General features: G+C 74.3%; 10 protein-coding genes and 1 pseudogene. 3 read left to right on the top strand and 8 right to left on the bottom strand.

Annotated features, from left to right (window positions below; all coding sequences use genetic code 11):
* Positions 1-135: 135 nt before the first annotated feature.
* From ACFYOS_RS20295 to ACFYOS_RS20265, 7 genes are all read right to left on the bottom strand, one after another.
* Complete coding sequence (locus tag ACFYOS_RS20295) at positions 136-1,239, bottom strand: hypothetical protein (RefSeq protein WP_387143632.1); 1,104 nt, start codon at positions 1,237-1,239, stop codon at positions 136-138.
* A gap of 13 nt (positions 1,240-1,252) precedes the next feature.
* Entirely contained in the window at positions 1,253-2,671 is a 1,419-nt protein-coding gene (locus ACFYOS_RS20290) for an RNA-guided endonuclease TnpB family protein (protein ID WP_387143629.1), read from the bottom strand.
* Positions 2,668-2,853 carry a hypothetical protein gene (locus tag ACFYOS_RS20285; RefSeq protein ID WP_387143626.1) on the bottom strand — a complete coding sequence of 62 codons (186 nt, stop codon included), beginning with the start codon at positions 2,851-2,853 and terminating at the stop codon, positions 2,668-2,670. The genes ACFYOS_RS20290 and ACFYOS_RS20285 overlap by 4 nt, the downstream gene beginning before the upstream one ends.
* Positions 2,854-2,952: 99 nt before the next feature.
* Positions 2,953-3,726, bottom strand: coding sequence for an aminoglycoside adenylyltransferase domain-containing protein (locus tag ACFYOS_RS20280; protein ID WP_387143623.1), 774 nt, complete (start codon positions 3,724-3,726; stop codon positions 2,953-2,955).
* A 27-nt stretch (positions 3,727-3,753) separates the two neighbouring features.
* Positions 3,754-4,788, bottom strand: a complete 1,035-nt coding sequence (locus ACFYOS_RS20275; RefSeq protein WP_387143619.1) for an ABC transporter ATP-binding protein — start codon at positions 4,786-4,788, stop codon at positions 3,754-3,756.
* Positions 4,785-6,257: an ABC transporter permease gene (locus ACFYOS_RS20270; RefSeq protein WP_387143616.1), complete on the bottom strand. Its 1,473-nt coding sequence runs from the start codon at positions 6,255-6,257 to the stop codon at positions 4,785-4,787. The genes ACFYOS_RS20275 and ACFYOS_RS20270 overlap by 4 nt, the downstream gene beginning before the upstream one ends.
* Before the next feature lie 95 nt (positions 6,258-6,352).
* Complete coding sequence (locus ACFYOS_RS20265) at positions 6,353-7,390, bottom strand: iron ABC transporter substrate-binding protein (protein WP_387143613.1); 1,038 nt, start codon at positions 7,388-7,390, stop codon at positions 6,353-6,355.
* Positions 7,391-7,475: 85 nt separating this feature from the next.
* Here ACFYOS_RS20265 and ACFYOS_RS20260 point away from each other — a divergent pair, with 85 nt between their 5' ends.
* The gene (locus tag ACFYOS_RS20260) at positions 7,476-10,124 is read left to right on the top strand and encodes an AMP-binding protein (protein WP_387143610.1); all 2,649 of its coding nucleotides are present in this window, start codon (positions 7,476-7,478) and stop codon (positions 10,122-10,124) included.
* On the opposite strand, the pseudogene ACFYOS_RS20255 reads toward ACFYOS_RS20260, so the two are convergent.
* Positions 10,044-10,901, bottom strand: a pseudogene (locus ACFYOS_RS20255) (diacylglycerol/lipid kinase family protein); the annotation flags it as partial. The gene ACFYOS_RS20260 and the pseudogene ACFYOS_RS20255 sit on opposite strands and share 81 nt — an antisense overlap.
* Positions 10,902-11,056: 155 nt before the next feature.
* Here ACFYOS_RS20255 and ACFYOS_RS20250 point away from each other — a divergent pair.
* Both ACFYOS_RS20250 and ACFYOS_RS20245 read left to right on the top strand, forming a co-directional pair.
* The gene (locus ACFYOS_RS20250; RefSeq protein ID WP_387143607.1) at positions 11,057-12,232 is read left to right on the top strand and encodes a hypothetical protein; all 1,176 of its coding nucleotides are present in this window, start codon (positions 11,057-11,059) and stop codon (positions 12,230-12,232) included.
* A 153-nt stretch (positions 12,233-12,385) separates the two neighbouring features.
* Positions 12,386-13,066: a hypothetical protein gene (locus ACFYOS_RS20245; RefSeq protein ID WP_387143604.1), complete on the top strand. Its 681-nt coding sequence runs from the start codon at positions 12,386-12,388 to the stop codon at positions 13,064-13,066.
* Positions 13,067-13,143: the final 77 nt, after the last annotated feature.

Genomic DNA, 13,143 nt, shown 5'->3' with positions numbered 1-13,143 from the left:
GCGCGCGCCGATCGACATCGATTTTTTTTCCCGGTTTCCGGCGGCATCCGCCGATGGGGTACGACACCCGCCGTCATGCGCCCCGGGTGATCGCCGCGTCGAGTCTCCGGCAGTGGAACGAACTGGGTGACGCGGTCAGCTCTGCCGCAGGGCCGGCATCGGCACCGGGACGGCGAGCGCGGTCGCCCCGGCGCCGGCGCCACCCTCGCAGGTGTTCGGCGGCACGGTGCCGATGCCGCGGGTGGCGGGACGTTCGGCCGCCCAGAACATGAAGCCGAGCATGCCGGCGGTGGTGCCGGCGCCGTTGGGCGCGACGCTCTGCACGTACGGGGCGGCGGCCTGCTGCACCGAGTTGGCGTAGTTGACGCACTCGGGCAGCGGCTTGCCGCCGTACGCGAGATAGACGCCGCCGGTGAACTTGGCCGGGGCGAGCGGCGGCACCGGCGGGCTGTACTGCGGCTTGCCGTCGACGTGTTCCTGCCAGTTCGCCTGCGCGGTACCGGCCGAGGCGGGCCGGGCGGACACCATCGCGTTGGCGTAGTCGAGGACCGGGGCGTCGGTGCGCAGCCAGTCGGCGGTGGCCTTGCGGTTGAGGGCGATGAGCCAGCGGTCGCCGGCGGCGACGTCGATGGTGAGCCGAGCCTCGGGCCGGGCGCCGGTGGCGTCGTACGGGTGGACCGCCCGGTAGGCGTCGATGAAGGACTGCAGCCCCGCGAGGTCGGGATCGGTGTTCTGCTCGTAGTCGATCTCGATGCCGACGCCGAGCCGGGTGGCGGCCGCCGCGGCCCGCTGGCCGAGCAGGGTGGGGTTCTCGGCGAGCGCGGCGTCCCAGTCGTCGGTGTAGGTGATGCCGCCGAGGGAGAGCATCACCCGGACGCCGCGCGCGGTGAAGTACTGCACGACCTCGGAGGTCATGCCGCGCGGCACGCCGTCGAGGGTGGTGCCGTCGGTGGTCTGGTGCAGCAGGTCGAGCGGGTTGACGAAGCTCAGCACCACCAGGTTGACCGAGGGGCGGCCGTCGCCCCGGTCGATGAGCCAGTGGTTCTGGCTGTCGAACTGGGCGACGGTGCGCGCCGTGCCCCAGGTGCAGTAGTCGTCGCCGCAGTGCCAGGCGCCGTCGACCTGGACCGGGGTGGCGGCGAGCGGGGCGGGGGCCGGTCGGGGTGGTGGCGCGGCGGCGGCCGGGGTGGTGGTGGCGAGCGCGAGCAGGAGCGCGGCCAGGGATACCGAGCGTCGCATGAGGACCTGCTTCCTAGTTGTTGCTCGTTGTTGAGCGGTTCGGATGGTTCGCTCTCCGCTCGGCTATTGCCGGGCTGGAGTCCTGGACCGGCAGTCTGGTCCGGTGGCGATCGGTCCGGTCCTGCAGGATCTGCTTCACCCTGTGGTGTGGGGTGTGCAGGGCGATGTCGGCGTCGCCTGCTCGCTGCAGGATGTTGATCGCGGCGTTCACGTCGGCCTGCCACACCACCCCGCACCAGGTGCAGTGAAACCGGTCCCCACTGCGTCGGCCGAACCGGCCGCAGCGGTGACAGGCTTGTGAGGTGTAGGCGGCGTTGACGGGAACGAGCACAGAACCTCTGCGCTCCGACACGCTTGCCAGGGCCTCGGCGGTGACACCTTTGGTCCACGCAGCGAGGCGCCGATTGACGTTCTTGCCGAGCGTCTTACGACCGCCGAACTTTCGGGTGAGGTCTTCGGCGATGACGGTGGCGGCCTTGTCGACGACCCGATGCACGGCGGTGAAGATCTCCGTGCGCACCTGGGCGCGGTGCCGGGCGGCCTGCCGGTCCCGCTTTACGGTCCCGAGGTTGTTGATCTTGATCCGGTGCGCTTTCGCGTGGTCACCACGCAGCGCGGCAGTGTTCGCGATCGAGCGCAGCTTCGCCCGACGGCGATTGCGTTCCTTCAACCTGTCCGACTCGCTGGACAGCATTTGGCCGAGACGGGTGCCGTGGGGGTCGCCGTCGGAGTCGGTCAGGGCTTCGGTGTAGCCCTTGTCCACGCCGACCGTCGCATCGCCGGACGGGCGCTGCGAGGACCTCATCTGCGACGCGTCGATCTGGTAGTGCACCTCGACCCGGCCACCGCGCAGGATCAGCCGAAGCGTGCCCTTCGGAGCCACGGTCGTGGACAGCGGGATCTTGACCATCTTGCGACGTTCCAGACCGGGAACCGCCAGCCACAACCGACCCCGCCCATCAGCAATGGTGTGGTGCTTGTCGGCGCGCACCACGATCTGATCATGCGTACGATTGCGGCCACGCTTCCAGTGCATACGCATCTGCCGAGCCAGGAACGGATCCCCGGCCCACCGGTCAGCCTTCAACGCGGTGAACATCCGCGTTCGCTCGGCAGGATCGTTGGTGCGCCGGATGACCGCCCGCCGGACCTCGACCTTGGCCGCCGCCAGGTTCGCTCCGATGTCGGCCATGGCGTCGCGGACGGTTTCCTTCCACGCATTCGCCAACACACCGAACTGCACGTGCGTGCCGTCAGCCAACCACCGGTCACGCACCTGCCTGTCCCGCAGCCCGGACCCGACACCGGCGATCGACCCGTAACGCTGCCACACCTCGCTACGAATCCGGCCCAACCGACGGGCCTGCTCCACCAGCGCCGCGTACTTGCCCGGGTTCAGACGCGTCGAGTAAGCGATCCGGGTGACCTTCACCGATCGCCCTCCACGGTCAAGTCCGCCCCCTTGAGCTCTCCCTCAGAGCGGCGCGGCCCGTCCAGCCACCCCGAGAATGTGGGCACGATCGCCAGCAGGTCCTCGACCAACTCCTGCTGCGGGACACCGCGTCTCCGGTCCACCCGCTTGGCAGACTCGCCAATCTGATAGACGCTGCTCACGACCATCCATGATAGACACACCTGGAAGGCAAGCTGGTGACTCGCCGCTCTTCCTCGATTGACCAGTACGCCTTGTTTACAGTAAGACGCTGATCCCCGTCAATGCGTGTCGGCGACCTCGGCGCGGACCCACCGCTGGAACGCGCGGGCCTCGGGGCCGCTCGGCGCCGGACCGCCCCGCCGCGCCGCGATCGCCCGGCCGACCAGCTCGGCGTGCCACCCCCGCTCGACCACCCAGCGTCCGGCGTCCACCTTGGGCAGCCACCGCCCGGTGCGGACCCGGGCCAGGGAGCGGCAGGCCCCGAGGACGGCGTCCTCGGTGCCGGGTGCCGGGCCGTCACCGTCGGGGGTGGGCAGCGCCAGCCACCAGTTCAGCGCCTCGACCAGCAGCCGGCGCAGGTCCTCCGGCGCGAGGTCGGCAAAGACGTCGACCGCGGGCGGGCCGAGCAGCGCCAGTCCGGACTGGCGCAGGATGCTGCGGTCGAGGGCGTACCAGAACCGCCCGTCGGCGGCGGGCCGGTCGGCCGGGTCGTAGGTGGCGCGGAACGGCATGGTCGCGCCGGTGTTGAGCTCGACCTCGAAGCCCGGCTCGGGGGTGCCGGAGGCGGCCACGTCGCGCCGGTAGCCGACCAGTTCCAGGCCGCGCGCCGGGCAGGCCAGCGCCTCATGCCGCAGCCGGTCGACCAGCGCCCGCTTCGCCGGGCCGGCCACCGGCTCGGCGACCACCAGCGCCACGTCCACGTCGCTGCGCCCCGGCTGGTACGCGCCCAGCCCCACCGAGCCGGCCGCGTACGCGCCGATCAGGTTGGCGCCGAGCACCGCCCGGGCCCGGTCGACCAGCGCGGTCAGATAGTCGCGTACCTCGTCGCCCATGCCCCTGCCCGGCGCCCCGACCGCGGGTCAGACCGGCCCGGCGTACGCGCGGACCGGGCCGCGGACGGTCACCCCGACCTGCGCGCCGGCGGGCAGGGCCCCGCCCTCGTCGAGGGTGCGGGCGGTGAGCAGGGTGCCGTCGGCCAGCCGGAGCGTGGTCAGCGCGTCGTGCCCGTGGAAGGCCTGCCGGACCACGGTGGCGACCGACCCGCCGGTCGGGGCGAGCCGGAGCTGTTCGGGGCGGATCAGCACGGTGACCGGGCCGTCGGCGGCCGGGCCGCGCAGCGGCAGCCGGCCCAGCGGGGTGACCGCCACGTCGGCGTCGACCGTGGCCGGCAGCAGCACGGCGTCGCCGACGAACCGGGCCACCCACGGGGTCGCCGGGTCGCGGTAGACCTCGGCCGGCGCCCCGCACTGCACGATCCGGCCGGCGTCCAGCACCGCCACCGCGTCCGCCATCGACAGCGCCTCCCCCTGGTCGTGCGTGACCAGCACCGCGGTCGCCCCGTCGGCCCGCAGCGCCTGCCGTACGTCGGCGCGCAGCTCGCCACGGAGCTGCGCGTCGAGCGCGCTGAACGGCTCGTCGAGGAGGACCAGCGGCGGGCGGGGCGCGAGGGCCCGGGCGACCGCCACCCGCTGCTGCTGGCCGCCGGAGAGCTGATGCGGCATCCGGCCGCCGTACCCGTCGAGCCCGACCAGCGTCAGCACCTCCTCGATCCGGCCGCCGCGACGCTCGGCCCGGTCCAGGCCGTAGCCGACGTTGTCGGCGACGGAGAGGTGCGGGAAGAGCGCGCCGTCCTGCGGCACGACGGCGACCCGGCGGCGGTGCGGCGGCACGTGGCCGCGCGCACCGGCCACCTGCCGGCCGGCGACGTCGATCCGGCCGGAGTCGACGCGTTCGAAGCCCGCGACGCAGCGGAGCAGGGTGGTCTTGCCGCAGCCGGACGGGCCGAGCACCGCGAGCAGATCGCCGCGGGACACGTCCAGGTCGATCCCGGCCAGCGCGGGGACCTGGCCATACGCCTTGGTCACCCCGGTCAGGGCCAGCATCCGCTCGGTCATCGGGCACCTCCGGTGAGTCCGGTTCGGACGGCGAGCAGCCAGGTCGGCACGGCGGCGAGCGCCACCAGGATCGCGGCGTACGGGGCGGCGGCCGCGTACGCCGCGGAGTTGGTGTGGCTCCACAGCTCGGTGGCGAGGGTGTCCATGCCGGTGGGGCGCAGCAGCAGCGTGGCCGGCAGTTCCTTCATGCAGGTGAGGAAGGTCAACGCCGCCCCGGCGCCGATGCCGGGCAGGGTCAGCGGCAGGGTGACGGTGCGGAACACGGTGAACGGGGTCCGCCCCAGTGACCGGGCGGCCTCCTCCACGGCCGGCGGGCTCTGCGCCGCGGCGGAGGCCACCGCGCCGACGGCGAGGGGCAGGAAGAGCGTCGCGTAGGCCAGGGCGAGCAGCCAGACACTCTGGTAGAGCGGGTACGCGACGTTGACCGCGAAGAACACCAGGGACAGGCCGATGACGACGCCGGGCAGGGCGTGGGCGAGGTAGGTGAGCCGGTCCAGCACGGTGGCGACCGGGCCGGGAGCCCGCGCGGTGAGCAATCCCAGCGGCAGGGCGAGCAGCATGGTCAGCCCGGCGCCGGCGAGGGAGACCGAGAGCGACGCGCCGGCCGCGGCGGCGACCTCGGCGAGCGAGCCAGGGCGGGAGACCCCGGCCGCCAGCCAGCGGGCCAGGCCGGCGGCCGGCACGCCGAGGGCGAGCCCGTGCACCGCGAGCAGGCCGGCCAGCGCGGGCCCGCGCCAGCGGGCCAGTCGCAGCCGTACGGGGGGTCGGGTCGTGCCGCTGGCGTACCGGGCGTGGCGGGTACGGGTGCCCAGTTCGGCGCCGAGCAGCAGCACGGTGAGGACGACCAGCACGGTGGAGAGCACCAGCGCACCGGTGCGGTCGAAGCCGAGGTTGAAGGCGGTGAAGATGGCCCGGGTGAAGGTGTCGACCCGGACGATGGAGACGGCGCCGAAGTCGCTGAGCACGTAGAGGGCGACCAGCAGCGCGCCGGCGGCGACGGCGGGACGGATCTGCCGCAGGGTCACCCCGAACAGGGTGGCCCACGGTCCTCGGCCGAGCGACCGGGACACCTCCTCCTGCCCCGGGTCGGTTCGCTGCAGCGCGGCCACCGCCGGCAGGAAGACGTACGGGTAGGAGCAGAGGGTGAGCAGCAGCGCGGCGGCCCAGAAGCCCTCGAAACCGGTGACCGTGGCGGTCCACGCGAAACCGGCGACGTACGTCGGCACGGCCAGGGGCAGTGCGGCGAGCAGCCCGACGGCCCGACGGCCGGGCAGGTCGGTGCGGGTGACCAGCAGGGCGGTGGCGACGCCGAGCACGGTGCAGGCGGCGGTGACCACGGCGGCCAGGGCCAGGCTCCGCCCGGCCAGCACGGCGACGCGGGCGGTGAACAGCTCGGCGACGATCCGCTCGCCGCCCGCCTCGGCCGCCCGTACGCCCAGGTAGACCAGGGGCAGGAGGGCGATCGCCACGGCGGCGGCCGAGGCGGCGGTGAGCGCGGGCCGGCGGATGAGCCGGCGCGGCGACCGCCGGGCGGAGGCCCGACGGTCGCCCGCCAGGACGGCGCTCAGGCCAGCCCCGCTTCCTTGATCATGGTGACGGTGGCGTCGAGGGTGTCCAGGTCGTTCAGGTCGATCTTCGGTGCGTCGAGGGTGGCGAGCTGCGGCAGCCCGGGCGCGGCGGGCACCCCGGCCGCGAGCGGGTACTCGAAGGTCTGCGTGGCGAAGTAGGTCTGCGCCTCGGTGCCGAGCAGGTAGTCGACCAGCGCCCGGGCGTCCGGGTCCTGCCCGGCCCGCTCGAGCAGGCCGATGCCGGCCGCGTTGACCAGACCGCCGGTGTCGCCGTCGGGGAAGAAGTGCAGCTTCGCCTTCAGCGCGTCGGGGCTGCCGCCGCGCTCCTTGGCCAGCTCGTACACGTAGTAGTGGTTGACCAGGCCGACGGCGAGGGTGCCGGCGTCGACGTCGGCGACGATCTGGACGTTGTTCTCCCGGATCTGCGGCTGGTTGGCCTTGAGCCCGGTGAGGAACTCGCGGGCCTTGGCCTCGCCGTGCTGAACCCGCAGCGCGGTGACGAACGCCTGGAAGGAGCCGTTGGTGGGTACCACCCCGATCCGGCCCTTCCACTTCGGGTCGGTCAGCTCGAACACCGACCTCGGCAGTTGCGCGGCGGGGACCTGGTCTGCGTTGTAGGCGAGGACCCGGGAGCGGCCGCTGACGCCGACCCACCGACCCGCGTTGTCCCGGTACACCGCCGGCACCCGGTCGAGCTGCTCGGCGGAGAGGGGCGCGAGGAGGCCGGCCTTGCCGACCGCGCCGAGCGCGCCGGCGTCCTGGGCGAAGAACGCGTCGGCGGGGCTGCGCTCGCCCTCCTCCAGCAGCTGCGCCGCCATCTGCGCGGTGGTGCCGTAGCGGACGTCGACGTCGATGCCCGTGGCCTTCTCGAACTTCTCCAGCACAGGCTTGACGAGGGCTTCGCTGCGGCCGCTGTAGACGGTGAGTCGCTTGTCGCCGGGCTTGCCCGGATCGCCGTCGGAGCCGCCGCACGCGGTCAGGGACAACAGGCCGGCCAGAGTGCTGGCCAGAACGAGACTGGGACGAATTCGCACAAGTAAGGCTTACCTTACTCACCATCGTCGAAGCAAGCCACCCCCCTAATCGCTTGTAAGGTGAGGCTCCCCTAACCTGTCCGCCATGCGCGTCCTCCCCGACATCGGGCCGGCGCCGTTCGTCCGCGCCCTGGCCGGGCACGGCGACCGGCCGGCAGTGATCACCGCCGACGGCCGGCTCAGCTACGCCGAGCTGGCCGCGCGGGTCGAGGCCCTCACCGCCCGGCTCGGCGCCACCCGCCGGCTGGTGCTGCTCGCCGGCGCGAACCGGGTCGAGGAGCTGGTCGCGTATCTGGCGGCGTTGGCCGGTGGGCATCCCCTGCTGCTGGTACCCGGCGACTCCGAGGCCGCAACCGCCGAGCTCACCCGGGCGTACGACCCGGACGTGGTGATCCGACGTCGCGACGGGGACCTCGTCGTCGACGAGCGCCGCCCGGGCACCCGGCACGAGCTGCACCCGGAGCTGGCGCTGCTGCTCAGCACCTCCGGGTCGACCGGCTCCCCCAAGCTGGTCCGGCTGTCCTCAGCCAACCTCCAGGCCAACGCCGAGTCGATCGCCGCGTACCTGGACATCCGCGCCACCGACCGGGCCGCCACCACCCTGCCGCTGCACTACTGCTACGGCCTGTCGGTGGTGAACAGTCACCTACTGCGCGGGGCGGCGCTGATCCTCACCGGGCTCTCGGTCGCCGACCGCTGCTTCTGGGAGCTGTTCCGGGCCGAGCGGGGCACGACGCTGGCCGGCGTGCCGTACACCTTCGACCTGCTGGACCGGGTCAGCTTCGACCGGATGCGCCTGCCGCACCTGCGCTACCTCACCCAGGCCGGCGGCCGGCTCGACCCGCAGCGGGTGGCCCGGTACGCCGCCCTCGGCCGTCGCCAGGGCTGGCGGCTCTTCGTCATGTACGGCCAGACCGAGGCCACCGCGCGGATGGCCTACCTGCCGCCGGAGCTGGCCGAACGGCGGCCGGAAGCGATCGGCGTGCCGATCCCCGGCGGGTCGTTCCGGCTGCGCCCGCTGCCGGAGCACCCCGGGCCGGACACCGGCGAGCTGGTCTACACCGGGCCCAACGTGATGCTCGGCTACGCCGAACGCCCTACCGACCTCGCGCTCGGGCGCACCATCACCGAGCTGTGCACCGGCGACGTGGCCCGGCGCGCACCGGACGGACTCCACGAGATCGTCGGCCGAGCCGGCGGGTTCGTGAAGATCTTCGGCCTGCGGATCGACCCGCGACAGGTCGAGGAGCGGCTGCGCCGGGGGGGCGTCGAGGCGTACTGCGTCGGCGGGGACCGCGAACTGGTGGTGGCCGCAGCCGGCGGCCACCGGCCCGACCGGGTGCGGCGGCTCGCCGCGGCCGCGGCCGGGCTACCGGCCCGCGCGGTGCGCGCGCACGTGCTCGCCGAACTGCCCCGCCTCGACAACGGCAAGCCAGACCTGGCGGCGATCCGGGCCCTCGCCGCACCGCCACCGGCGACCGCCGCCGGTGGGGCCGGAGAGGCGCAGCTCTGCCGGCTGTACGCGGAACTGCTGGACCAGCCTGAGGTCAGCGCGGACCAGAGCTTCGTCGACCTGGGCGGTGACTCGCTGTCCTACGTGGAGACCTCCGTCCGCTTGGAGGAGCTCCTCGGCGACCTGCCCGTCGACTGGCACACCAGGCCGATCCGGGACCTGGCCCGACCGGAGCCCGCCCGGCCGGCCCGGCGTCGAATGCTGGAAACCAGCGTCGCGCTGCGGGCGTTCGCGATCGTCGCCATCGTCGGATCGCACATCCCGGTCTTCACCGTCAAGGGCGGGGCGCACCTGCTGCTCGCCGTCGCGGGGTTCAACTTCGCCCGCTTCCAGCTCACCGCCGCGCCCCGACGCGAACGGGTGCGCGCGGCGCTGCGCGGCACCGGCCGCCTCGTCCTCCCATCGGTGGCCTGGATCGCCCTGGCCGGCGCGCTCACCGGCGACTACACGCTGACCAACGTGCTGCTGCTCAACAGCGTCCTCGGCCCGCACGACGGGGCGACCGAGTGGCAGTTCTGGTTCATCGAGGCACTCGTGTACATCCTGCTCACCAGCACCGCGCTGATCGCCGTGCCGGTGGTCGACCGGATCGAGCGCCGGCACCCGTTCGGGCTGCCGCTGGCCCTCGCCGCGCTCGGTCTGGTCACCCGCTACGACCTGCCCGGCCTCGCCGCGTACGGGCTCGTGCCCGACGCGCTCACGGTGGGCTGGCTCTTCGCGCTGGGTTGGGCGGCCGCGCGGGCGAACCGGACCGCGCAGCGGGTGGTGGTCACCGCCGCGGCCGCGCTCACCGTGCCGGGGCTCTTCGGCCAGCCGTACCGGGAGGCGTTCGTGGTCGCCGGGTTCGCCCTGCTGATCTGGGTGCCCCGGTTGCCCGGACGGCCCGTCGTCAACCGGGTGGCCGCCGCGCTGGCCGGCAGCTCGCTGTACATCTACCTGATCCACTGGCAGGTGCTGCCGGTGGTCGGGCCGTGGTCCCGATGGCTGGCGCTGGCCGTCTCGCTCGCCATCGGCGTCGGCGCCGCCGCCGGGGCACGGCGGTTGACCCGGGCGCTGGCGCGGCGCCGGTCAGCCGGGGCAGCAGACGGTCAGCGCGCGGGGGACGACCCGCACCTTGAGCCGCTTCGCCGTCGACCGCGCGCCCCCGTCCAGCTCGTACGTCTTCGGGGCGGCGAAGCGCACCCGGATCTTGCGACCGCGGGTGATGCGCACGAAGGGTGACTCCTCGGAGCGGCCGGCGGCCATCCGCCCCAGCGTGCGGGCCCAGTCGACAGCGCCGCTGGCGGTGGCCACCCCGATCTCCAGGGTGCCGTCGTCGGGGCGGGCGTCGTCGAAGGCGGGGATGCCGCCGGTGATCGTGCCGACGTTGCCGAAGAGCACGCAGCTCGCCTCGCCGTCGAACCAGTCGGCGCCGTCCACCCGGATCCGGGTGCGGACACACTCGCCGCGGACATGCCGCAGCCCGGTCCAGACGTACGCGATCCGGCCGAGCCGGCCCTTGAGCTTGCGGTCGGCATCCCGGATCAGGTCGCCGTCGAAGCCCGCGCCGGCCATCACGGCGAAGTGCTCCCCGTTGAGCCGGCCCAGGTCCAGCTTGCGCCGCCGGCCGTGCAGCGCGATCCGGACCGCCTCGGGCAGGTCCGCGGGGATGCCGAGGTTGGTGGCGAAGAGGTTGGCGGTGCCGGCCGGCAGGACGCCCATCGGCACCTCCGATCCGGCCAGCGTGTCGGCGCAGCGCTGCACCATGCCGTCGCCGCCCCAGACCAGGATCAGCTCGGCGCCCTTGTCGAGCGCCTTGCGCACCTGCTTCGGCGCCTTGCGGCTCTTCGGCACCTCGTACCAGAGGAGCCGCCGGACCCCGGCGGCGACCAGGCTGGTCCGCAGTTCGTCGAGGCCGCCGCCGAGGGTCTTCCTCCGGTGGGCCACGACCGCGACGACCCCGGCCGGGCGGGTGGGGACGGCGTCGGCGGCGGGGCGGTCGACCGTGCTCGTGCTCATGGCCTCCGGTGGTACCCAGTGGCCGGCGCGCTCACGCCTGCCCGGGACGCGACGCGCCCGATTCAGATCGGCCGCAGCCTGTGATCGGGCGGGCGCTTTCGGTAGAGTACGGGCGTTGATCGTCGGCGGTGGCCGACGACCGGAGGGGTGCCGGGATGACTCGACGAGGCGAGCGGCTGACGCGGGTCGCGCTGCGCCTCGGGCTCCTGCTCGGCGGATTGATCGCGGCGTGGGGGGCCCACGAGATCGCTACGACGGGCAGCGCCTACGCCGCCGACCGACCGCCCCCGGGCCCGGTCGGGACCGCCGTCCAGTTGGTTCGGGACACGATCAGCCCGCGCCTCGGATTCCCGTCGCCGGGCACCGGCGCGGCCCGCCGCAGCCCGCCGGCCGAGGCCCACTCGCCCACCGGCGAGTCTCGCCGGCCCGAACTGCGGACCCCAGGCCACGCCACGGGTCAATACGACGAGCGACTCGGGACGCCGCCGAGCGCGCGCGAACGGACGACCCGGCCGGGAGCCCACCGATCCGGGTGGTGCGGCGCGTCGAAGCCGGCGGGCGACGCCCGCCACCAGGCCGACGAACCGCGCGGCGGGACCACGCCGGCAGCGGCGGCTCAGTCCCGCCGACCGGGCAGCGGCGACGCGCCGGGACCGGCCGCCCACCCGATCGACCGGGCCCCGGCCCTCGTGCGGCAGGGGCTGCACAAGGTCTCCCCGCCACGTGATCCCGCGCAGGATCCAGCCGGGCCGGCAGAGGACGCGCAGGATCCAGCCGGGCCGGCAGAGGACGCGCAGGATCCAGCCGGCCAGGCGGAGGACGCGCAGGATCCGCCCGGGCAGGCAGAGGACGCGCAGGATCCACCCGGCCGCGCGAAGCACGCGCCGAATCCGCCCGGCCAGGCGAAGCACGCGCTGAATCCACCCACCAACCCGCCGACGGCGCCCGCCGCACCGTCGGCCATCGCCGGTCCGGCGTCCGCGATCCCGCCCGGCACCGCCATCGGGCCGAGCAGCCGGGCCCACCCGCAGCGGGCCGCGTCGACCGCGAACTCCGCTCCCCGCTGGCGGGGATCCCCGGACAGCCCGGCCTCGTCCCAGCCCACCCGGCCACTCCAGCCCCGCCCGCTCCCGTCGGACGTCGCCCCCGCACCCGGCACGCCGGGCTCCGGCACGAGCGGCTCCGGGACCTCCGGCGTCACCCACGGCGACCCGGCCGACGCCTGCGCCACCGGCTGGATCCCGCCCGCGCAGCAGGGCCGCCGCTGCCTCCCGAGCAGCGACGACGTCCTCCCGTCCTGGTCGCCCCGACCGGGCACCCGCCCCGCCTGACCGACGAGCCGGTGCGTCCCGCCCGCGTGGACGGCACCGGAGGCTTCGCGTACCCGTCAGCCTGACGGCCCCTGGCGGCCTGCGTCGGCCCGCGGCGGTCCCCGCCCCGCCGGCGCCCCTTTCGACCTCAATCGATGCGACCAGGAGTTACCCATGAGCGTGAGCACGCCCGTCGTCCGGGCCCGGTGGTGCGACACCGGCCGAATCGTCGACCTCGTCACCGATGCCCTCTCCCCCACCGCCCTCGGCGCCTGGCTCGTCCCGGACGAGCGATGTCGGCGGTCCGTGCTCGCCGAGGTGGCGCGGATCTGGGTCGAGCACGCGCTGCTCTTCGGCGACGCGTTCCTACTTCGGGACGGCACCGCCGCGACGGTCTGGTACCACCGCTACCGACCCATCCCGGCCCCGGCCCGGTACGCCGAACGTCTCGCCCGAGCGTGTGGCGCCGACCAGGAGCGGTTCGTCCTGCTCGACCAGGCGCTCGCCGCGCGCCGTCCCGCCGATGCGCACAACCACCTGGCGCTGCTGGCCGCACCCGGGCCGGACGCGACCGGGCGGGCCGGCGCGGTGCTCGGCGGCGCCCAGCGCTGGATGGACACGCTGGGCCTGCCGACGTACGCGGAGGCCCTCACCGAGACCGACCGCGACCTGTACCGGCGGCACGGCTACGCGGACCGGGACACCTTCCCGATCCCGGGCGGCACGACCGCTCATCCCATGTGGCGCCTGTCGCCGTTCTGGCCGGGCCGGGCCGGCGGGAACGCCCGCTGGCCCACCCGCCGGGCGACCGGACGAACACGCAACGGCCGGACGAGCGGACGGGCGCTGCGCTGAGCCACGCCGTCACGCAGAGTAGTCAGAACGGGACCGGGCTCGGGCGCGACGAACGCCACACCCGGCGACCGCGGACC

The organism is Micromonospora sp. NPDC005806 (genome assembly GCF_042871425.1).
Lineage (GTDB): Bacteria > Actinomycetota > Actinomycetes > Mycobacteriales > Micromonosporaceae > Micromonospora.
This window is presented reverse-complemented; position numbering and strand designations above follow the sequence as displayed.

Excerpts from the sequence above, each read along its gene's own strand:
- ACFYOS_RS20295 (WP_387143632.1), bottom strand. The coding sequence starts at position 1,239 with ATGCGACGCTCGGTATCCCTGGCCGCGCTCCTGCTCGCGCTCGCCACC.
- ACFYOS_RS20280 (WP_387143623.1), bottom strand. The coding sequence starts at position 3,726 with ATGGGCGACGAGGTACGCGACTATCTGACCGCGCTGGTCGACCGGGCC.
- ACFYOS_RS20275 (WP_387143619.1), bottom strand. The coding sequence starts at position 4,788 with ATGACCGAGCGGATGCTGGCCCTGACCGGGGTGACCAAGGCGTATGGC.
- ACFYOS_RS20260 (WP_387143610.1), top strand. The coding sequence starts at position 7,476 with ATGCGCGTCCTCCCCGACATCGGGCCGGCGCCGTTCGTCCGCGCCCTG.
- ACFYOS_RS20250 (WP_387143607.1), top strand. The coding sequence starts at position 11,057 with ATGACTCGACGAGGCGAGCGGCTGACGCGGGTCGCGCTGCGCCTCGGG.
- ACFYOS_RS20245 (WP_387143604.1), top strand. The coding sequence starts at position 12,386 with ATGAGCGTGAGCACGCCCGTCGTCCGGGCCCGGTGGTGCGACACCGGC.